The sequence below is a fragment of the Mesorhizobium sp. M0571 genome, assembly GCF_040320985.1.
In the GTDB taxonomy this organism is placed as follows: domain Bacteria; phylum Pseudomonadota; class Alphaproteobacteria; order Rhizobiales; family Rhizobiaceae; genus Mesorhizobium.
Map to the genome: position 1 here is coordinate 25,696 of NZ_JAMYQT010000033.1, position 18,735 is coordinate 44,430.

An 18,735-nucleotide genomic window follows, 5' to 3' on the forward strand; every position below is an offset into this window, starting at 1 on the left:
GCGACCTCGCCCCAGGGCGGCTACACTAATTGACAATGGTTGTGCTTTGAAGCGGCAACCTGGTTCAGCGATAGTTCGACTTCTGAGCATACCGACCGACGAATGGAACCGAATATGGGTCGTAGAACCTCGATCTGCGCCATGCCTGATTCGATGGATGGTCTACAGATAAAGCGGCCTCCCCGACGTTCGAACCCGCCCCACTTTATGACGTTCTGCCATTCTGAGTCCAAAGGCGTTATGCGGAATGCGATCCCAATCGCCTCGGTCCAACGTCGACCTGGCTCAGGCCCAGTTCCGCCGACTCTATCCGCAATCCGGCAACCGCCAGCAAGGCGCGCGTTCCCGTGGGCACTTCGAGTTTGGCGGACGTTGTGCTGTTCCAGTCTGCACCGATCTCTGTCACCCCACGCGGGTTGCTCACGGCTCGCGCGCAATGGATCAGGGATTGCTGCCCATCGTTGCAGCCGGCTGCCCATCGCGCAGGTGATCGCCTCTTTCCTTCAGTGTCCACGCCGACGGTTCGCCGAGAAGCTCCAGCACGCTGGCGCGTGGGCGACTGAGGCGGCTTGTCACTGTTCCCAGCGCGCAACCGCATTATCTCGGCGGCCACGGATCTGGTTCAACGGGACGGCTCGGCTTTCGCCGCCTCAAAGGATTTTCAGGATATGTATGTCGTTGACATGGCCCGCGCCCCGGGAATAGGCGCGGGCCGCTCGGACAACCCGATCATGCAGCTGGGAGGACAACGGCTGCAGGCATCAAACCTTGCCCCGGCGCTGTTGTTCCAGCTCTGGTGCAAAAAAGCTCGTGTCCTGTTCGCGGCTTGTGCACCGACACATCCGGACCCAGCGCCTGACATCCATATCCATATCTGCCGATCCCGATTTGAAAATCCCTGTGTCCATGTCGGGGGCAACTTTCCCTCGAATATCCAGGTCTGCCTTGGCGCTAGCTGCGATTGCTGGATGTGAAGGTCAGATAGGCCTGCCAGCCTGTTTTGTGGGTACATAGGAAGAAGATCACTGATGTCCCGGCAGAACATTGACCCTTATTCGGCTGCATCAGGGCAAGGCCTTCGGCCCCCTAGGAGAGCCATGAACATGCTTACCAAATTCGGCAATCTCAGCAGATCGCCAAGCGACCCCAAGGTCGTAAAGTCTGGGCCGACTGCGCTCGCAGCCTCCAATATGCTTGCACGCAAACTCGGCTGGTTCAGCATAGCGCTGGGCGTCGGCGAGCTTGTGGCCTCCGAGCGGATCGCCCGCGCACTCGGCATGCGCGGCAAAGAGAGCATCATCCGTGCCTACGGGGCGCGGGAAGTCAGCAGCGGCATTCTCTCCTTGTCGGTAGACAAACAGGCAGGGCTTTGGAGCCGTGTGGCCGGTGACGCGCTCGACATAGCAACACTCTTGCCGGCGTTCCGGCGCGACAATGCAAAACGTGACAACGTCGGCCTTGCTCTGGTCCTCGTCGCCGGTGTGACGCTCATCGATTGGTTGAGCGCCCAAACGGTAAGCGCCCGGCACGCTCGCGGCCGCGCGCAACCGCAGGATTTTAGCAACCGCAGCGGCTTCCCACGCGGAGTGGCCGCCGTGCGGGGCCTTGCGCGGACAGAGAGGTCGACATCTGCCGGCCAGAACTGACGTCCTGGTTGACCGGCACCACCCCTGTCCTCCTTCTCTGCCGTCGCCGCCGCCCGAAATGGCCGTGGGTCAACAGGATGGCAGCCGGTCGGCCGCCACTGCCAAAAGTTCTCTCGGCGATATCGACAATAGTCTTCCGGACATTGGCACCCGGTATCGATCAACACCAATTGTGACCGCCGCAACCAGGCACACCGAAGTAGACGACATTGACGATCGCAAGCCGCAGATAGGCGAGTTCAGGCCTGATGCTGTGTGCTCCGTCGCCACGATCCTGCATCGCAGCGCCGATCAGCCGCCAGTTTGATCTGGATGGCCATGCGTTTTCTTTGCAGCAGGTGATGGTTTCTCCTTCAGCAGCCGAATGATCGCGTCGACAGGCGACGCAAGGTCCGGCGGCGACTTCCTTTTCGATCGCCACAACCGACCGAAGATTGTTCTCAGTATTCGCATTGCCGTTACCTCCGAGACCACCAAACTTGGTTTGGGCAACATTGTTCCTGATCCTCGTGAGTTTCGAAGGCGAGCAAGTCGGCGTAGAATAAGCCGCCCGCAGGCCGCGGCTGGAGTTGTTTCTCTGCCGGCTGTTCGCCAATACATTTGGGGGCCAACGTGAACGAAGATGAGCGTCACCAATAGCGACCGGCGTAGAGGGTCTCGACTATGTCTTGCGCGGCGGTTACGCCAGGTTTCGGGCGCACCTCGTTGAGGGGAGGCCCGGATCGGGCAAAACCACAATTGGGCTGCAGTTCCTCATCAACGGGGGCTCGCAACGCGAGAATGCTTGTACATCACCCTGTCCGAGAGCAAGCGCGAACTAGTGTTCGTGGCAAACAGCACGGTTGGAGTCTGAAAGGCATAGAAATTCTGGAGCTCGTTCCTCCAGAGCTCAGTCTCGATCCGTCCCAGTTGCAGACGCTTGTTCATTCTTCGACTTCGAACTCGGAGAAACCGTGCAGGCAGCTTTGGCTGAGATCGACCGCATCAAGCCGCATCGCGTCGTCTTCGATTCTCTTTCCGAAATCCGGCTCCATCTCGCAAGGCTCGTTACGCTACACCGGCAGGGTTTTCCACTATTATGATCGGCTCGTGCCCGATTTTCTACCCAACGTCGCCGAGACTCAAGTATTAGATTTTGCTTATGGAGCGCCGGCACGCCATCCGAAGGATCAAGGACGGGCTTTGGGAGGTCTATGACATAGACGATGAAAAGGTTGTCTTCGTGGACAGCGTACCCCTGACCAATTTGCGGGACGAAGAGGCACTCGAGGCATTGGAGTTGCTAATGGGTGGATTTCTTGTTTCGAGCAGGTCTCCAAGGCTCAGTTGATGGTTTCCAGGGACATGTTTCGCGCACTTCAGGCGAAGCGACCCCACGCCTTTCATTGTGGGTTCCATCAGAACCGCACGGCACGAGCTTCCAGCGCCGGTCGCCCTGCGGCGGGACGTTGGGGGTGGCACCAAGTAGGCGGGAAGGATGAGCACCGATTTACGCGGCAAATCTTGGCTCGGGAACTCCCGCTACGTCGAGGCCGGTGACGGCAAAGAGGCTGCCGCGTAAAACTCCATCGCCCGGAAAGCGTGGCAGCGGCGGTTTGGCCATCGACGTCACGTAGAGGGTGTCGAGCTTCGGTCCGCCGAACATGACGCTGGTGATCTTCTTGACCGGCATGTCGATGATGCGGTCGACGCTGCCGTCAGGCGCATAGCGCACCAGCCTGCCATCATAGACCAGTGCATTCCACAGATACCCTTCGGCATCGACGGTCGAGCCGTCGGCCGCGCCACCGCGGCTGGTGTCGACACGCACGAAGGTACGCCGATTGGTGGCGGCGCCAGTGGCAATGTCATAGTCATAGGCCCAGATCTCGCCGGTCCAGGTGTCGGCGAAATAGAAGGTGCGGTCGTCGGGGCTCCAGCACGGGCCGTTCGAACAGATGATGCCGGAATCGATCCTGGTGACCGAAAAGTCGGGGTCGAGCCGGTAGAGGGCGCCGGATGGCCCCTCCTCCATCGTATCCATGGAGCCGGCGAAGAAGCGGCCGCGGCGGTCAACCTTGCCGTCGTTGAGCCGGTTCATCGGCCGGTCCGGCTCGGGATCGTGGATCAGCGTCACATCGCCGGTGACGAAATCAAGCAGATGGAAGCCGCGCTGCAGCGACACCACGGCACCGCTGCCGTCCTTGCGCAGCGCCATCGAGCCGATCTTCATCGGCACGTCCCAGCAACGGATCTCGCGGCCGTCGGCGGTCGCCCGAAACACGCGCCCGTCGAAACTGTCGATCCAATAGAGGCGCTCCTGCTCGACGTCCCACAGCGGTCCCTCGCCCAGCGTGGTCTTCACGTCCACCACGACTTCGATCTTCATGCCGTCCTCCTCTGTTCCGACGCTCTGCGGCAAAGGTCAGAACGCGACCTTGTCGCCGCCTTTCAATGACAGGATTTCGCGTGCCTCGTCGGGCGTCGCCACTTCCATGCCGAGGCCTTCAATGATCTTGCGGGCGAGCACCACCTGCTCAGCGTTTGACTTGGCAAGCTTGCCCTTGCCGGCCCAAAGACTGTCTTCAAGCCCGACGCGGATGTTGCCGCCAAGCGCTGCCGATTGCGCCGCAATGCGCAACTGGCTGGCGCCCGCACCCAGTACCGACCAGCGGAACTGGTCGCCGAACAGCCGGTCGGCGGTGCGCTTCATATGGGCGACGTCTTCCGGATGGGTGCCGATGCCGCCGAGCAGGCCGAACACCGACTGCACGAAGAACGGCGGCTTCACCAGCCCGCGATCGGCGAAATGGGAGAGGTTATAAAGATGGGCGATGTCGTAGCACTCGAACTCGAAGCGCGTGCCATTGTCGTAGCAGGTCGCCAGTATGTATTCGATGTCCTTGAACGAGTTGCGGAAGACCAGATCGCGCGTGGCTTCCAGATGCGGCTTTTCCCAGTCGAACTTGAACGTCTGGTATTTGTCGGCGAGGTGATAGAGCCCGAAATTGATCGAGCCCATGTTGAGCGAGGCGACCTCCGGCTTGAATTGGGCGGCGGGACGCACACGCTCCTCGACCTTCATGTAGGGACTGCCGCCGGTGGTGATGTTGATGGCGGCATTGGTATCTTGCTTGACGCGCGGCAGGAAACGCGCGAACGCCTCAGGCGTCTGGTCGGGCTTGCCGGTCTCGGGGTCGCGGGCATGCAGATGCAGGATCGCCGCACCCGCCTCCGCCGCCGCGATCGCCTCGGAGGCGATCTGGTCCGGCGTGATCGGCAGATAGGGCGACATGGTCGGCGTGTGGATCGCCCCCGTCACCGCGCAGGTGATGATGACCTTGCCGTTGGGTTGCTGGGCGCCGGGCTTGCGGCTTGTTTGCGTCATCGTCCAAACTCCTGATCCGATTTTTTCTTGTGCGCCGCCAGCGCCATCAGCCGGCGGTCGCGCCAGACCTGTCGTTGGCCGAGTCCTTCCCGCGGCAGGCGCTTGCGGCGCTCGGCCTCGACGGTCTCCATGACCTCGCCGGCCCAGTCGACGCGGCGCAGCATCTGCGGGAAGATGTTGGAATAGATCGTCTGATAGCGCTCGACATAGTCGCGCACACCACCCGGCGCATTAAGATCGATCGTCTCGAACGGACCCATGAACGACCAGCGCAGCGCCAGCCCGTCGCGCAGGCCGGTGTCGACGTCCTCGACGCTGGCATAGCCGTCGGCGACAAGCCGGAACGCCTCCTCCAGCAGCGCGCCTTGCAGGCGGTTCATGATGAAGCCGTCGAGCTCGCGCTTCATCACCAGCGGCGCATGGCCAGCTTCGACAAGAAATGCGCGGGTCCTTTCCACCGTGTCGGCAGAAGTCCATGGCGCCGGCACCACTTCGGCTGCCGGGATGAGATAGGGCGGATTGATTGGGTGCACGACCAGGCAGCGGTGCCGCCCCTGCAGATGATCGGTGAATTTCGACGGCAACAGCGCCGAGGTGGAACTGGCGATCACCGCCTGCGGACCGGCAAGGGCGTCGATCCGGGAGAACACGTCACGCTTCACCTCAAGATTTTCGGGCGTGTTCTCCTGGACGTGGACGGCATCGGCCAAGGCGTCGCCAAGCTCCGCCACAATGGCAATGCGGCCGAGCACGGCATCCACCGCCTGTCCCCGCAGCAAATCGTTGGCAGCGAGGTCGCCGAGTACGCCGGCGATGTAGTCGCGCGCACCGCTGGTCGCGGCGGGTGATTGGTCCCACATCCGCACATCATGACCGGCGCGGGCGAAGCTGATCGCCCATGCCCGCCCGATGAAACCGCTTCCAATGATTGCGACATCGGCCATTGTCAGTCCCTCACAGTGTTTCGACGTTGCCGTCGACGCCGAGCGACTGGCCGGAAATGTTGACGCCCGCGTCGGAGAGCAGGAAGGCGACCATCGCCGCGACATCATAGGGGCTGGTCATGCGGCGCAGCGAGATGTTCTGGAGATAGCGATCCGTCATCTCTTCGTGGCTGATACCAATCTGCTTGGCGCGTGCCGAGATGACACCTTCGATGCGTGGTCCCTCGATGATGCCAGGCAGAATAGCGTTGACCCTTATGCCATGCGGCCCGAGCTCCTTGGCGAGGCTCTGCGTGAAGCCGATGACGCCGAACTTGGCCGCCGAATAGGGCGTGCGGAACGCATAGCCATGGCGGCCGGCCGCCGACGACATCGATACGATCGAGCCGCCGCCCGCCGCCTTGATCAGCGGCACGGCGCGCCGGGCGCACAGGAACTGGCCGGTCAGGCAGATGTCGATGCAGCGTCGCCAGTCCGCCGGGTCGATCTCGTCGACGCCGCCGGTCGGCCCGGCGATGCCGGCATTGTTGATCAGGGCGTCGAGTCCGCCAAGTTTTTCCCCGACAGCATCGAACAGCCAGTCGACATCCTCTTCCCGCGAGACGTCGGCCTTGATCGCGGCGACAAGCGCGATCTTGTCCGGAGCAGCGGCCAGCGCCTGATCGGAAACATCGCAGACGACGACACGCGCGCCGAGCCGCGACAGCGTGTCGGCTATGGCAAAGCCGATGCCGCCGGCGCCCGCTGTCACCAGCACGCGCTGTCCTTTCAACCCGGCCAGAAATTCGCCCGCCGATGCCGGTGCTTTTGTGCTCATCGTCCTGTCCTTCTCATTGCAGCCGCCGTTCGCGCAGCGCCATGACGGCGCCGAGGACGACCAGCCCGTAAAGAATTGCCCGTGTGGCGTAGGGAAGCGTGGTGCCGGCCAGCAGCATCTGCAGCGCCGTGAGTAACAATACGCCGCCCAGCATGCCGAGATAGTGGCCGCGCCCGCCGGTGATCAGCGCACCGCCGACCACTACCACCGCGATTGATGGCAAGAGATAATCGTCGCCCATGCCGAGGCTCGCCTGGCCGGAAAAGCCGGTCAGCATGATGCCGACAACAGCCGCGCAGACGGCCGACAGCATGTAGACCAGGATCAGCGTGCGCTCGACGCCGATGCCCGACAATCGCGCCGCGCGCAGCCCGTTGCCGATGCCGTAGACCCTGCGTCCGAACGGCGTGCGCCCGAGCAGCAGCACCGCCGCCACCACGAAGACGACCATCAGCAGGACCACAGGCGTCAGCAGACCGAGCTTGCCGGTCATGAACCAGCGCAGCAGCGGTGAGGAAAAGCCGGCCGGCGTTCCCTGCGAATAGAGCAGCGCAAAACCTTGCAGAATGCCGTTGGTGGCAAGCGTCATGACGATCGGCGAGATGCCGAGATAGACGATGCCGAAACCATTGGAGAAGCCGATGGCGCAAGCCATCAGCAACACGACCGGCAAGGCGTAGACAAGAGCCGCATCGGAGCCGTTGACCATACCGGCCAGGATGATGCCGGAAATGCCGATCGTCCACGGCACGGAGAGGTCAAGGCCGCCGGTCAGGATGACGGTTCCCTGCCCAAGCGCCAGCACGGCGAGGAAGGACGACAGCACGAGCAGCGAATTCCAGTAACCCGGATTGAGGATGGCGCGGCCGAGCCAGACCTGCGTGACGATGATGATCACCAGCAGGCAGACATAGGCGGGCAGCGCATAGCGTAGCGTCTCGGCGTTGCGCAGATGGAAGGCGGGACGCGGCGATGCCGGGCCGCGCGGGCCGTGTGAGGATCCGGCGATCTTGAGACGTCGGTCCGCGCGCTCGAGCTGCGCGGGCAATATACCGGCGCGCCAAGCCGCCAGCCGAGCGCGCGCGGCGCGCAGCTGCACCGCAAGCACCGATGCGTGCGAGATGGAGCCGGCAAGAGCCGCCAGCACCAGAATGGTGCCTTCGGCGATGGTCGAATAATAGGCCGACACATTGAGCACCAGCAGGATGTTCACCACGATCATCAGGATATAGGCGCCGAAGACAGTGCCCACCGGGCCACCCTGCCCGCCCCCGAGACGTGTGCCACCGACGACAACCGCAGCGAACATCGACAGCAGCAGCGGATTGCCGACCAGCGGATCGCCGCTGCCGGTCTGCGCGCTGATGAACACGCCGGCAAGGCCATAGCAGCCGCCAGCGATCACGTAGACGGCAAAGCGCACCAGCACGACATTGATGCCGACTGCTGCGGCCGAATCCGTGTCGCTGCCAACGGCATAGAGCGCCGTGCCGAAACGAGTTCGCTTCAGCCAGAACCAGGCGAGCAGGACGACACCGATCACCACCAGCGGCATCGGCAGCCAGCCGGTGATCGCGTCGCCGAGGTAGAAGGTGCCGAGGTCGGGCGAGACGAAGCCACCGGGCTTGTCCATCACCAGCAGCGTCACGCCTTGCAGGATGAACATCGTGGACAGCGTCACCACGATGGGCTGCATACGCAGCACCGCGATGAAGAAACCGTTGAAGGCACCCACGGCCATGCCGACGCCGATGCCGACTGTCGTCCACAGCATGACGCTGGCGCCTGGCGCCATCGGGTCCATGCTCGATGCCAGCACGACATTGACCAGCGATATCACCGCGCCCGCGGACAGGTCGAAGCCACCCGACAAGATCACGATGGTCTGGCCGATCGCCGCGAGCGCCGAGGTCGCGCCGCCACTCGACAGGAACGACACGTCGAAATATGTGAGCGGACCAGCGCTGACCCAATCGACGATGAAAAGCAGGATCGCAAGCACGATCGCCGCGATCAGCGCGCCGCGATTTCGCATCAGCGCGCGGCGCAGCCAGAAGCCGGCGGAAACAGGGGATGAAACTGCTGCGCTGCTCATGCGGCGGCTTCCCCGGCATGCCCGAGCGCCGGGCGCATAATGGCGGGTTCGGTGATGGCGTCGCCTTCGAGCTCGGCTGCAATGCGCCCGTCATAAAGAACCAGGACCCGGTCGCATTGGTGGACGAGTTCGGGGATCTCGGTCGAGTGCAGCAGGATCGAGCCGCCGGCTGCCACGTAGTTTCGCATCATCACATAAAGCTCGTGCTTGGTGCCGACGTCGATGCCGCGGGTCGGATCGAATAAGAGCAGGATGCGGCTCTGCGCCACCAGCCATTTGGCGATGGCGATCTTCTGCTGATTGCCACCGGAAAACGCGCCTGCCCGCGTCCACAATGCGCGGCGGTCGACCTCGACGGTGGCAAACGCCTCCTCGACCGAGCGCGTCTCGGCCTCGGCGTCGACCAGACCGAAGCGCGTGAACCGCGACACCACAGGCAGGGTGGCATTCTGGCTGCCCGACAGCTTCAGGAACAGGCCTTCGGATTTGCGGTCCTCCGGCACCAGGCCAATGGCCATGTTGGGCAGCAAGGCATCGGCGGGTGAGCCCAGCCAGACCTTGCGGCCGTCGACCAGTATATCGCCGCGCTCTATCTCGGCCATGCCGAAGCAGGCCAGGAACAAATCCTGCTGGCCCATGCCTTGCAGTCCGGCAACGCCGAGAATCTCGCCCCGGCGCAGGTCGAAACCGGCGCCATCGAGCTTGCGCCCGACTTTGAGGTCGCGCACGCCCAGGACGGGCGGCCCGAACGCCTGGGCGCTGTCGGGCTTGGGCGGAAAGGTCTGCTCGATGCTGCGGCCGATGATCTTCTTGATGACGTCCGCGTCCGAGACATCGGCAACTGGCGCGGTCACGATGTGGCGGCCGTTCCGGAGAATCGTCAGCGTCTCGCAGAAGGCGCGGACCTCGCGCATGCGGTGGGTGATGAAGACGATGGTCGTGCCCGCCGCCTTCAGCCTGGCAATGATGTCGCCCAGCCAGTCGACGTCGCGGCCGGCGAGCGTCGAGGTCGGCTCGTCGAGCAGCAGGATGCGCGGCTTGCGGTAGACGGCGCGCGCGATTTCGATCTTCTGGCGCACCGAAAGCTCGAGCTCGCTCACCTCGGCATCGAGATCGACGGAAAAACCGAGATCGTCGATGTGGCGGCGGACCGCCTTGCGCGCAGCAGCGCGCCGGATCAAGCCGGAGACGCCGACGGGGGCGTAAGGCAGCAGCATGTTGTCGAGAACGGAGAGATCGCGCACCAGCGTCATCTCCTGGAACGCTGTCTGCACGCCCAGCGCATGTGCTGCGCGCGGTGCGCCGTAGCCGATCTCCTTGCCGAAGACACGGATATGCCCCTGGCTCGGCCTAACCAGCCCGGACAGAAGTTTCACCAGCGTCGACTTGCCGGCTCCGTTTTCACCGAGCAGTGCATGGACGCTGCCGGGCGCGATACGGAACGACACGTCGTCCAGCGCCACGGTCGGGCCGAAAGCCTTGCTGATGCCGTCGATCTCAACGGCGGGAAGCTCGTAATGTGCTGTCATCGTCCTTGATCGTCGCGCGGATCGACAATGCACGGACAAGATATCCGTGCATCGTCGGGATTGCCTTGGGAGACTTATTCCTCGGGCTGGCCGACGAGGGCAGCGGCGAGGCCGATCTCGGGTGTCTGATCCGAGAAGATCGAGGCGAACCAGCCGGGATTGGAGACCAGCGACGGCTTGAAAGCGTTGCAGCCGGCCTTCATTTCCGCCCAGGTGCCTTCATCGCAAAGCTTGATCGTCTCGTTGGTGACGATCGGCAGCGGTAATATCGTCTTCTTCGGCACGTCCTTGCCTTCGATCGCCTCGACCGCGAGCTTCAAGGCGAGCGCGCCGGAATAGGGTGGCGAGGCATAGGAAATGCGCGGCGCGCCGAGCGCCGCATAGGGAGATGCCGCGCCCTCGACCTCGGTGCCCTCAGGCAGCATCTGGATGCGCCCGCCATTGGAGCCCTCGCCGGCGCAAGGCAAGAGTTCGCTGCTCTTCTTGCCGGCCTCGAGCTGCATGGCATTGGCGGTGAAGCAGCCGACCTGCATCCACAGCCCGTTGATGTCTTCCCAGCTGCGCGTCGCCAAAATCTTCGAGAGCTCGGTGCGGGCCACCGCCTGGCTCCACATGCCGACCGCCTCGCCGACGATCTTGATATCAGGGTATTTGGCGAAGACCTCCTTGGCGGCCTTGGTGCGCAGATCGTCGACCGAGGTGCCGGGAACGCCGGTCACCGCAATGATGTTGCCCTTACCGTTGAGCCTCTTGACCAGCCATTCGGCCGTCACCCGTCCTGCCTCCTCCTGGTCGATGTGAACGTTGTAGGCGCAGGGCTCGGTGATCTCGGCGTCGTAGGCGAAGACCTTCACGCCCTTGTCGCAGGCATTCTTGACCACCTGGTTGAGCGCGGTCGGCGAGATCGGAAAGATCACGATGGCTTCAGCACCTGCCTGCACCATCGCGTTGATCTGCTGGATCTGGCGCTGTGCATTCGGCCCAGCCACCTGAACCTGCAGATCGACCTTGTCGGCCATGCTCTTGTGCGAGGCCATCGCCTTGACCATGTTGGCGGCCTCAGCTTGCCAGTCGTTGCCGATGAAGCTCATGCTGAGAAAGATTTTGTGCTTTTCGCCCGCCTCGGCGGCGGACGGGCCAAAGGCGCAGGCAGCCATGCCGGCCAGCAGCGCGAGCCGCCGGACTTTCGATCCGATACCCATGTGAACTCCTCCCAATCCGAATGACCGAATGCCTCCCAAGGGCACGAAACGTAACCCTTGTCATTCGATGTTGGCGACCGTATCATGCTTTGATCAAAGATCAATGATGAAATGGCGAGGTAAAAGCAGGATAGGTCGGCGCTTGACGCGGCAATCCGAACCCTGCATTCCGGGCACAGGCGCCGGGTATGACAAGAGCGTCGCCCATATGGGGGAAGGTTAGGCAGAGATGGCTGGGGCGGCATTCAGAAAGCCGGGCGTCGAGATCACGCCGCTGTCCAGGGAAACCCTGCAGGACAGGGTTTACCGGCACGTTACCGAGTTGATCCTCGACGGCAGCATCGTTCCAGGTGAAATGGTGACAGTGCAGAGCCTCGCCGACGCTTTCGGCGTCAGCCCGATGCCGGTTCGGGAGGCACTGCGGCGTCTGAGCGCCGCTAACGCCTTGATGGTGGTTTCGGGCCGTTCGATCGGTATCCCTGCATTAAGTCGTGCGCGGCTTATCGATCTCAGGAACGTCAGGTTCGAAATTGAGGCGATCGCCGCCGCATGGGCCGCCGAACGCATGGACGATCAAGGCGTGATGCTGCTGCGCCAGCATCTGGAAGCACTCGAGCAGGCCAATGCCGCCGGCGACGTCAAATCCTATCTCAGGGCCAATTACGCCTTTCACTTCTCCATCTATCGGGCCGCGGGCTCGGACAACATGCTCAACATCATCGAGAACCTGTGGCTGCAGATCAGTCCCTATTTCAACATGCTGCACGATTCCGGAAACTATTCGACCGCCAACCAGCACCATCAGGAGATGTTTGCAGCGCTGCGAGACGGCAACGCGGAGGCGGTCCGGGCTGCGGTTCGCGCTGACATCGACGCAGCTTTCACTGTCCTGATCAAACTGCTGAAATAGGGTCAGGTCGCCAAGCCCGACATGGCAGGACGGTGATGCTCACCACCAACCGAACCGCCGAGCATCAGCGGGCATTTCCGGGGCCCTGCTGCGGTGATTCATCCAGATTATAATGTTTTGACCCACCTTGCTTAGCGCGGGACGGTCCAGCGCTCACAGGCGGAGTTGGTCAGGGGTAACGCTTGCTAGAGCCTACAAGCTCATCCTTTAATCGCTGGCATTGCGGTGTGACCGTCGGCACGGGTCAAGGCATGCGCGATTGATGACGGCGGCTTGTCAACGAGAACGGGAGACGGCAGTGTTCTGACGTTGTCAATGAGCCGCGTTTGGCCGAGCCAAGCCGCTGCAAACAGGCGTGCCGGCCGATCCAGGCTTGTTATCGGTTGCAGGTCTGTCTCCCCGCGAAGTTCCAGGTATTCGACCTCACTATAGCCTGCAGACAGGATTGCTGCGCGTGCGTCGGCAAGCGTTGGCAGCACGGGAGAGCCGTTCACAAGCCGCTCCGCCGTCTTGAGCAGGACCGATGCGAGTTTCGGGGCGATCGCGCGCTCCGCTGGCGAGAGCCGGACATTGCGCGATGATAGAGCGAGACCATCGGCATCGCGAACTGTCGGACAAGGGACAATGGCGATCGGAATGTCCAGATCCTGGACCAGCCGCCAGATAAGCTGAAGCTGCTGGAAATCCTTTTCCCCGAAAAAAGCGAAATCGGCGCTGGTCTGCAGGAAGAGCTTGGCGACAACGATCGCCACTCCATCGAAATGCCCCGGCCGGAACGCGCCGCACAGGCCCTCGCTGACGCCGGACACCGACACGGTCGTGGCGAAGCCTGCCGGATACATCTCCGCCGCATCCGGAACATAGAGCAGATGCGCGCCGAGCGGAGCGAGCTTTGCCGCATCTTCGCTTTCGGTGCGGGGATAGGCGGCGAGGTCGCCGGCACGGTTGAACTGCTTCGGATTGACGAATAGCGTCACGATCACACGATCCGCCGTCTGGAGCGCCGAGCGGACGAGGCTCAAGTGCCCTTCATGCAGCGCGCCCATGGTCGGCACCACAGCGATGCTCGCGCCCGCGCGGCGCCAACGTCCAACAACGGCGCGAAGCTCGGCAACGGTGCGCACGATTGGCACGCTCATGCGGTTTCTCCTCCGGCAATGGCTTTTGGCCTATCGTGGAAGACATGCTCGGCCGCCGGAAAGCGCCCTTCCCGCACGTCGGCCGCATAGGCGGCAATCGCGGCATCCGCCTCCGAACCAAGTTCGGCATAGCGCTTGACAAATTTCGGGCGAAAACCGGTGAACATGCCCAGAATATCGTCGACTACCAGAACCTGGCCGTCGCAGGCGGCGGAGGCGCCGATCCCGATGGTGGGAATCGTAACCTCCTCGGTTATTCTTCGTGCGAGCGGCTCGGGCATCTTTTCCAGCACAACGGAGAATGAACCGGATTCGGCAACAGCAACGGCGTCGCGCAAAATCCTGTCGCCGTCTTCGCCCCTGCCCTGGACCTTGTAGCCGCCAAACACATTGACCGATTGCGGTGTCAGCCCGACATGGGCCATGACGGGGATGCCACGGCTGGTCAAAAACCGGATCGTTTCGGCCATTGTCTCACCGCCCTCCAGCTTGACGGCGGCGCATCCGGTTTCCGCCATCAGCTGCGCGGCGTTGCGAAAGGCCTGTTCGCGGCCCTCCTCATAGGAGCCGAACGGCATGTCGACGACCATCAGCGCCCGTTCAAGGCCGCGGCGCACGGCCTTCCCATGCATGATCATCATCTCCAGCGTAACCCCCAGGGTTGACGTCAGGCCGTGAAGCACCATGCCGACGCTGTCGCCGACCAGGACCACGTCGCAATGCCCATCGGCGAGGCGCGCAACGGGCGTTGTATAGGCTGTTAAGCAGACAATTGGCTTCTTGTGCTTTCGGGCCGCAATGTCCGTCGGCGTCAGCGCCTTTGTTTCGACCGCCACACTCATCGGCACATTCCCTTGGGTCAAGTTCCAGCGGTGACGGTTTTGCATAGTTCTGTGCAGGTGCGAAGGCCAAAACCGCACTGCATCAGAAAAGTTTGTGCATCGCAAAGCAGCTCTCCGCAAAGCAAAGACAAAGGGCCAGCGTTCCTCTGCTTCGGTGATCCTGCGCCAGAACCGTGTTGCTGATCGATTGCGGGCGTACTGCCTGGCGGCATCGTGGGTGATCGCAGCGGTGTTGGCATTTTCCGCATATTAGCGATCCCTTGACTACCATCAAAGCCGCTCCAGAATCATGGGCATGGCTTGGGAAATTGCGGACATCAATATCGGCGATGAGGTGGCGATCACCGTGACGGTGCTGAAGCTGCTGGACGACGGAAGAGCTAGCGTCAGCATCCCCTCCTATGGTTTTCCGCATTCGATCCCTGCTCCTAAAAAGTCCAAACCCGGTGACGAGCTACAGCTCACTGGCGAGGTCACGCGGGTCGACGAGGAAAATCGAAAGGTGACTGTGAAAGCTGGCGGGCTAATCACCGTGGATGCCGATACGATCACTGACTGGACGCCTGTTCGCCGCAAAAACATGGCGCTCAGAGATGAGGCGGATTAGCGAACGCAGATCAAAGCATGGATGCGGAGGACAAATCCGCAACGCCTGGCCGCCCCTGCCCTGGTACGCATGGCATCGAGGAGACCTGCCCGGCCGGCGCGCTGCCGAGCGAGGAGGCTGTCTTGCTCTCTATGGCCAAGAGACCATGCATGAGGGTAAGGCGCTTGCCAAGGCTATCATTGAAGCAGTTGAACGGCTAACTGCTTGCGGAAAGGCAATCGCCGCCGGGTGACGCACTGTACGAAAATTACCAACTTCGTCAGCCGGGAACAAGCACTCCACATCAAACGTTTTTTGCGCGAGACCGAACTCTCCTCTCTCCTTCGGGTCTGGCTGTAAAGGCCCGCTGCTCTGCACGGGCAGCGGGCCTGAGGGTTCGCATTATGCCGCAGCGCCAGCGTACCAATCGCACCTGCCTTAGTCCTTACGATTTGGCTATTTGCCAGCGCGTTTTATCGGATTTGCGCAGACAAAGACCTCGACCCTTTAACCCAACGGGGCGAAATCCTGGCGGAAACGGTTGTGGCGACTTTTCGAAATGCTCACACTGACGAGCGCGAACTGCTGAAGGCAGTCAGGTCTCGTCGCGAAAATTGAGCAGCAAATTTCACCCGACCGACAAGGTCGGGCTTGACCCATTCGGCCATGGCCGGGAGTCCGTTTGCCGGCTGAAAGGCGGCGACGGCCTTGGCGAAGTTCTGGGAATGGCGACCGTCGCTCAGGCCCTGCAAGAAGCGGGCGCGATCCAGAAGGATCTCCCTTCAGAAGCATCGATGTGCACCTAGCGGTTCTTTCGCACCCGGTCAGACCGGGGGACAATGCAATCCATCGGACTTGGTTTATGCCATTTCAGGTGACTTGGAAGCCGTGCGTATGGCCTTATGGACGTTGCGCTGCAGGTCCATGAACGCCGCACTCTCCATGACCTCCTCCCGGCGCGGGCGCTCGATATCGACATTGAAGGTCTGCATGATGCGTCCGGGGCCGATCCCCATCACGATGATACGGTCCGATAGGTACACGGCCTCCTCCACATCATGGGTGACGAAGAGGACTGTGAGCCTGTGCTCCTCCCAAATCTGAGTCAGCAGTTCCTGCATCTGATGCCTGGTCAAGGCATCGAGCGCGCCAAAGGGCTCGTCCATCAGAAGCATTTTGGGTCGATAAGAAAGAGCACGCGCTATGGCCACCCGTTGCTTCATGCCGCCCGAAAGCTCAGACGGATAGCGATTGGCGCTGTGCGGGAGCTTGACCAGATCGAGATGCTCGCGCGCGATTCTGCGGCAGGTGGCGCGATCATGACCCGCCGCCTTGAGGGCAAACTCGATGTTCTGCTGCGCCGTCAGCCAGGGAAGCAATGTGTAGGATTGGAAGACGACACCACGGTCGAGGCCAGGCTGCAGAATCGGCGCCCCATCGATGGTGAGATCGCCCGCGTCGAAATCCTGCAGCCCGGCCACGATCGACAGCAGCGTGCTCTTGCCGCAACCCGATGTACCCACCAGGGAGACGAACTCGTTGTCGGCAAGATCGAGATTGATATCCTGCAGCACTTCTGTGCGTCGTGCGCCCGTGCCGAAGCTCTTGTGGAGACCTTCAATCCGCAGTTTGGGCAAACTCATCGGCGGTGCCTCATTGCGCGTGGCCTTCCTGCCGGAACAGCACTTTTCCCAGCGCCTTCATAACCTGGTCGGTGATGAGACCAAGCACGCCCAGCAGCAGGATGTAGCCGATGATGGTGTTTGTCTGGAAATAGCGCTGGGACACGGTGATGCGGTAGCCGAGGCCGGATGTCGCCGCGACAAGTTCGGCCAGCACAAGCCAGGTCCATGCCCAGCCGAGGCTGATGCGCATCGTATCCCAGATGCCTGGCAAGGCGCTGGGAACCACGATGCGCGTCAGGATCTTGCGATCCGGCAAGCCGAGCGTCCTGCCAAGGCCAATGAAATCCGGGGGAACCCGTTTCACATTGTCCATGATCATCAACACCTGCTGGAAGAAAGTGCCGATGAAGATGATCAGGAATTTCTGGGCATCGCCTGTCCCCGACCACAGAATGGAGAGGGGCACGAAAGCGACCACCGGCATGTAACGGATGAAATCCACGAGCGGCTCGACGGCCGCTTCCCAGGTCCTGAAACTGCCGATCAGCACGCCAATGGGAATTGCCAGTGCCGAGGCGATGAGGAAGCCAATGGAAATACGATAGATCGAGGCCCTGAGATCCAGCCATAGCGTGCCGTCACTCGAAAGCTTGCCAAGCTGACTGACCACGCTAGCCGGTGACGGCAGAAAGATTGGTTTCACCAGGCCCAAGCCCGTTGCCGCCCACCAGGCCAGGCCGAGGCCGGCAAAGACGGCCACGGCTATGATCAGAAAACGCGAACGCGCGATGGGCGCGCCGATCCCGGAAGATCGGCGACGGTGCATCGGCTGTCTGACGGGCGGCTTCGCTGCTGAGCCAGACTGGGCCGCTTTGGTGGCACGCGGCTTGGACATTTGCGTTACCACCGCGACCCGGCCATCGTCATTCGGCGGCCTTGACGAATGACGGGTCGATCATCTGCTCGGGCGTTACATCGGCCTGAAGCAGGCCGGCGTTCTTGGCCGCAGCTTCGACGTCGACGAATGTCTTGGTGGAGAATTCGCCCGTCAGCGCATCCTTGTTCTCGGCTAAAGAATAGTAGCGCACGCCATCAAAGGCGGTGTTGAGGTCTTCGACGCTCGAGCCGACCGCCTTGGAGATGATGGCGCGGCCGTCGGGCGTGTCGGCCTTGTAAGCCTTAAGGGCAGCATCCCAGGTCTTGATCATGGCGAGCACCTGACCAGGCCGTGACTTGATCGCTTCATCGCTTACCACCAATACGTCGCTGATCAGCCCGGGATCTTCGCCTGCGGTGAAAAGGAGTTTAACGTCCTTGTTCTGGGCCATGGCTGCGGTGAGGTAAGGTTCGTAGGTCACCGCAACCGGAACCTGGCCGGCAATCAATGCGCTGCCGGCATTCGCCGCCGGCATCGGAACCGGTTGAACATCGGCGATGGACATGCCGTTCTTGGCGAGCGCATATTTGAGCAAAATATCGCTGGTCGTCCCTTCCTCGAAGGCGACCTGCTTGCCCTTGAGATCCTTGACCGAGGTTATGTCCTTGCCGGCGATCATAGCGTCGGCGGTCATGCTGACATCGAGCAGGAGCACAATCTTCACAGGCAGGCCGGCCGCGACCATGCCCATGGCCGTGTGGGTGGCGATGTTGGCGGCATCGAGCTGGCCGCTCGCCAGGGCGGCATTGATGTCCTTGTCCTCCGCGAAGTTCACAATCTGAACGTCCGACAGCCCGTTTGTCTTAAACAGGCCCTTGGCCTCGGCAATATGCCACTGGCCATATCCAAGCCAGGGCTCGATGCCCATCTTGAAGGTTCCTGCTTCGGGCGTCGTGGGAATGGTTGCATCGGCTGCAAAGGCTGCCGAGCTCGTGGTGAACCCGATGGCTACAGCCATCGCCAGCGCGCGAAGTTTTCCTGTTAGGTTACGCATCATCTTTGTTCCCCTTGATGATCAGACCGCGTTTTTTGAACAGGCATTCGGTCTGTGAAGATGCAGGTTTGTGCCCTTACGGGACTGCGCCCTGCCTGCCAC

At 61.9% G+C, this 18,735-nt stretch carries 17 protein-coding genes and 1 pseudogene; 5 read left to right on the forward strand and 13 right to left on the reverse strand.

The window, feature by feature from the left end:
• Nucleotides 1-569: 569 nt before the first annotated feature.
• Together NKI85_RS27790 and NKI85_RS27795 are read left to right on the forward strand one after the other, a co-directional pair.
• A complete protein-coding gene (locus NKI85_RS27790; RefSeq protein WP_352779181.1) occupies nucleotides 570-974 on the forward strand; it encodes a hypothetical protein in 405 nt (134 codons plus the stop codon).
• Nucleotides 975-1,190: 216 nt separating this feature from the next.
• Nucleotides 1,191-1,646, forward strand: coding sequence for a hypothetical protein (locus NKI85_RS27795; RefSeq protein WP_352779184.1), 456 nt, complete (start codon nucleotides 1,191-1,193; stop codon nucleotides 1,644-1,646).
• A gap of 160 nt (nucleotides 1,647-1,806) precedes the next feature.
• On the opposite strand, the gene NKI85_RS27800 is transcribed toward NKI85_RS27795, so the two are convergent.
• Nucleotides 1,807-2,067 (reverse strand): hypothetical protein, encoded by a 261-nt coding sequence (locus NKI85_RS27800; RefSeq protein WP_352527422.1) that lies wholly within the window; start codon nucleotides 2,065-2,067, stop codon nucleotides 1,807-1,809.
• Nucleotides 2,068-2,281: 214 nt separating this feature from the next.
• On the opposite strand from NKI85_RS27800, the pseudogene NKI85_RS27805 reads away from it, so the two are divergent.
• Nucleotides 2,282-2,780, forward strand: a pseudogene (locus NKI85_RS27805) (ATPase domain-containing protein); the annotation flags it as partial.
• Between the two features lie 355 nt (nucleotides 2,781-3,135).
• Here the strand turns inward: NKI85_RS27805 and NKI85_RS27810 are convergent.
• The 7 genes from NKI85_RS27810 to NKI85_RS27840 form a co-directional block, all read right to left on the reverse strand.
• Nucleotides 3,136-4,014: an SMP-30/gluconolactonase/LRE family protein gene (locus NKI85_RS27810; protein ID WP_352779186.1), complete on the reverse strand. Its 879-nt coding sequence runs from the start codon at nucleotides 4,012-4,014 to the stop codon at nucleotides 3,136-3,138.
• A 36-nt stretch (nucleotides 4,015-4,050) separates the two neighbouring features.
• Nucleotides 4,051-5,013: a 3,5-dioxohexanoate:acetyl-CoA acetone transferase gene (gene kce / locus NKI85_RS27815; protein WP_352779188.1), complete on the reverse strand. Its 963-nt coding sequence runs from the start codon at nucleotides 5,011-5,013 to the stop codon at nucleotides 4,051-4,053.
• Nucleotides 5,010-5,957, reverse strand: coding sequence for a 3-hydroxyacyl-CoA dehydrogenase (locus tag NKI85_RS27820; RefSeq protein WP_352779191.1), 948 nt, complete (start codon nucleotides 5,955-5,957; stop codon nucleotides 5,010-5,012). The genes kce and NKI85_RS27820 overlap by 4 nt, the downstream gene beginning before the upstream one ends.
• 10 nt (nucleotides 5,958-5,967) lie before the next feature.
• A complete protein-coding gene (locus NKI85_RS27825) occupies nucleotides 5,968-6,774 on the reverse strand; it encodes an SDR family oxidoreductase (RefSeq protein ID WP_352779194.1) in 807 nt (268 codons plus the stop codon).
• A gap of 13 nt (nucleotides 6,775-6,787) precedes the next feature.
• On the reverse strand, nucleotides 6,788-8,869 hold the full coding sequence (locus NKI85_RS27830; RefSeq protein WP_352779197.1) for an ABC transporter permease: 2,082 nt from the start codon (nucleotides 8,867-8,869) through the stop codon (nucleotides 6,788-6,790).
• Entirely contained in the window at nucleotides 8,866-10,398 is a 1,533-nt protein-coding gene (locus NKI85_RS27835; RefSeq protein WP_352779199.1) for a sugar ABC transporter ATP-binding protein, read from the reverse strand. Before NKI85_RS27835 ends, NKI85_RS27830 begins: the two co-directional genes overlap by 4 nt.
• Before the next feature lie 74 nt (nucleotides 10,399-10,472).
• The gene (locus NKI85_RS27840; protein WP_352779202.1) at nucleotides 10,473-11,600 is read right to left on the reverse strand and encodes a sugar ABC transporter substrate-binding protein; all 1,128 of its coding nucleotides are present in this window, start codon (nucleotides 11,598-11,600) and stop codon (nucleotides 10,473-10,475) included.
• Between the two features lie 229 nt (nucleotides 11,601-11,829).
• On the opposite strand from NKI85_RS27840, the gene NKI85_RS27845 reads away from it, so the two are divergent.
• Nucleotides 11,830-12,510: a GntR family transcriptional regulator gene (locus NKI85_RS27845; RefSeq protein ID WP_352779204.1), complete on the forward strand. Its 681-nt coding sequence runs from the start codon at nucleotides 11,830-11,832 to the stop codon at nucleotides 12,508-12,510.
• Nucleotides 12,511-12,710: 200 nt separating this feature from the next.
• Here NKI85_RS27845 and panC read toward each other — a convergent pair whose 3' ends face one another.
• Together panC and panB are read right to left on the reverse strand one after the other, a co-directional pair.
• Nucleotides 12,711-13,649: a pantoate--beta-alanine ligase gene (gene panC / locus NKI85_RS27850; RefSeq protein WP_352779207.1), complete on the reverse strand. Its 939-nt coding sequence runs from the start codon at nucleotides 13,647-13,649 to the stop codon at nucleotides 12,711-12,713.
• The gene (gene panB, locus NKI85_RS27855) at nucleotides 13,646-14,491 is read right to left on the reverse strand and encodes a 3-methyl-2-oxobutanoate hydroxymethyltransferase (protein ID WP_352527411.1); all 846 of its coding nucleotides are present in this window, start codon (nucleotides 14,489-14,491) and stop codon (nucleotides 13,646-13,648) included. Before panB ends, panC begins: the two co-directional genes overlap by 4 nt.
• 295 nt (nucleotides 14,492-14,786) lie before the next feature.
• On the opposite strand from panB, the gene NKI85_RS27860 reads away from it, so the two are divergent.
• Nucleotides 14,787-15,098 (forward strand): hypothetical protein, encoded by a 312-nt coding sequence (locus NKI85_RS27860; RefSeq protein ID WP_352779210.1) that lies wholly within the window; start codon nucleotides 14,787-14,789, stop codon nucleotides 15,096-15,098.
• Between the two features lie 839 nt (nucleotides 15,099-15,937).
• On the opposite strand, the gene NKI85_RS27865 is transcribed toward NKI85_RS27860, so the two are convergent.
• The 3 genes from NKI85_RS27865 to NKI85_RS27875 all read right to left on the reverse strand — a co-directional run bounded on the left by NKI85_RS27865 (nucleotide 15,938) and on the right by NKI85_RS27875 (nucleotide 18,636).
• Nucleotides 15,938-16,720 (reverse strand): ABC transporter ATP-binding protein, encoded by a 783-nt coding sequence (locus tag NKI85_RS27865; RefSeq protein ID WP_352779213.1) that lies wholly within the window; start codon nucleotides 16,718-16,720, stop codon nucleotides 15,938-15,940.
• Nucleotides 16,721-16,730: 10 nt separating this feature from the next.
• Nucleotides 16,731-17,528, reverse strand: coding sequence for an ABC transporter permease (locus NKI85_RS27870; protein WP_352527407.1), 798 nt, complete (start codon nucleotides 17,526-17,528; stop codon nucleotides 16,731-16,733).
• A 97-nt stretch (nucleotides 17,529-17,625) separates the two neighbouring features.
• Complete coding sequence (locus NKI85_RS27875) at nucleotides 17,626-18,636, reverse strand: ABC transporter substrate-binding protein (protein ID WP_502896204.1); 1,011 nt, start codon at nucleotides 18,634-18,636, stop codon at nucleotides 17,626-17,628.
• Between the last annotated feature and the right edge of the window lie 99 nt (nucleotides 18,637-18,735).

Coding starts and splice junctions, on each gene's coding strand:
- NKI85_RS27795 (WP_352779184.1), top strand. CDS start 1,191: ATGCTTGCACGCAAACTCGGCTGGTTCAGCATAGCGCTGGGCGTCGGC.
- NKI85_RS27810 (WP_352779186.1), bottom strand. CDS start 4,014: ATGAAGATCGAAGTCGTGGTGGACGTGAAGACCACGCTGGGCGAGGGA.
- kce (WP_352779188.1), bottom strand. CDS start 5,013: ATGACGCAAACAAGCCGCAAGCCCGGCGCCCAGCAACCCAACGGCAAG.
- NKI85_RS27820 (WP_352779191.1), bottom strand. CDS start 5,957: ATGGCCGATGTCGCAATCATTGGAAGCGGTTTCATCGGGCGGGCATGG.
- NKI85_RS27825 (WP_352779194.1), bottom strand. CDS start 6,774: ATGAGCACAAAAGCACCGGCATCGGCGGGCGAATTTCTGGCCGGGTTG.
- NKI85_RS27830 (WP_352779197.1), bottom strand. CDS start 8,869: ATGAGCAGCGCAGCAGTTTCATCCCCTGTTTCCGCCGGCTTCTGGCTG.
- NKI85_RS27835 (WP_352779199.1), bottom strand. CDS start 10,398: ATGACAGCACATTACGAGCTTCCCGCCGTTGAGATCGACGGCATCAGC.
- NKI85_RS27840 (WP_352779202.1), bottom strand. CDS start 11,600: ATGGGTATCGGATCGAAAGTCCGGCGGCTCGCGCTGCTGGCCGGCATG.
- NKI85_RS27845 (WP_352779204.1), top strand. CDS start 11,830: ATGGCTGGGGCGGCATTCAGAAAGCCGGGCGTCGAGATCACGCCGCTG.
- panC (WP_352779207.1), bottom strand. CDS start 13,649: ATGAGCGTGCCAATCGTGCGCACCGTTGCCGAGCTTCGCGCCGTTGTT.
- panB (WP_352527411.1), bottom strand. CDS start 14,491: ATGAGTGTGGCGGTCGAAACAAAGGCGCTGACGCCGACGGACATTGCG.
- NKI85_RS27860 (WP_352779210.1), top strand. CDS start 14,787: ATGGCTTGGGAAATTGCGGACATCAATATCGGCGATGAGGTGGCGATC.
- NKI85_RS27865 (WP_352779213.1), bottom strand. CDS start 16,720: ATGAGTTTGCCCAAACTGCGGATTGAAGGTCTCCACAAGAGCTTCGGC.
- NKI85_RS27870 (WP_352527407.1), bottom strand. CDS start 17,528: ATGCACCGTCGCCGATCTTCCGGGATCGGCGCGCCCATCGCGCGTTCG.
- NKI85_RS27875 (WP_502896204.1), bottom strand. CDS start 18,636: ATGATGCGTAACCTAACAGGAAAACTTCGCGCGCTGGCGATGGCTGTA.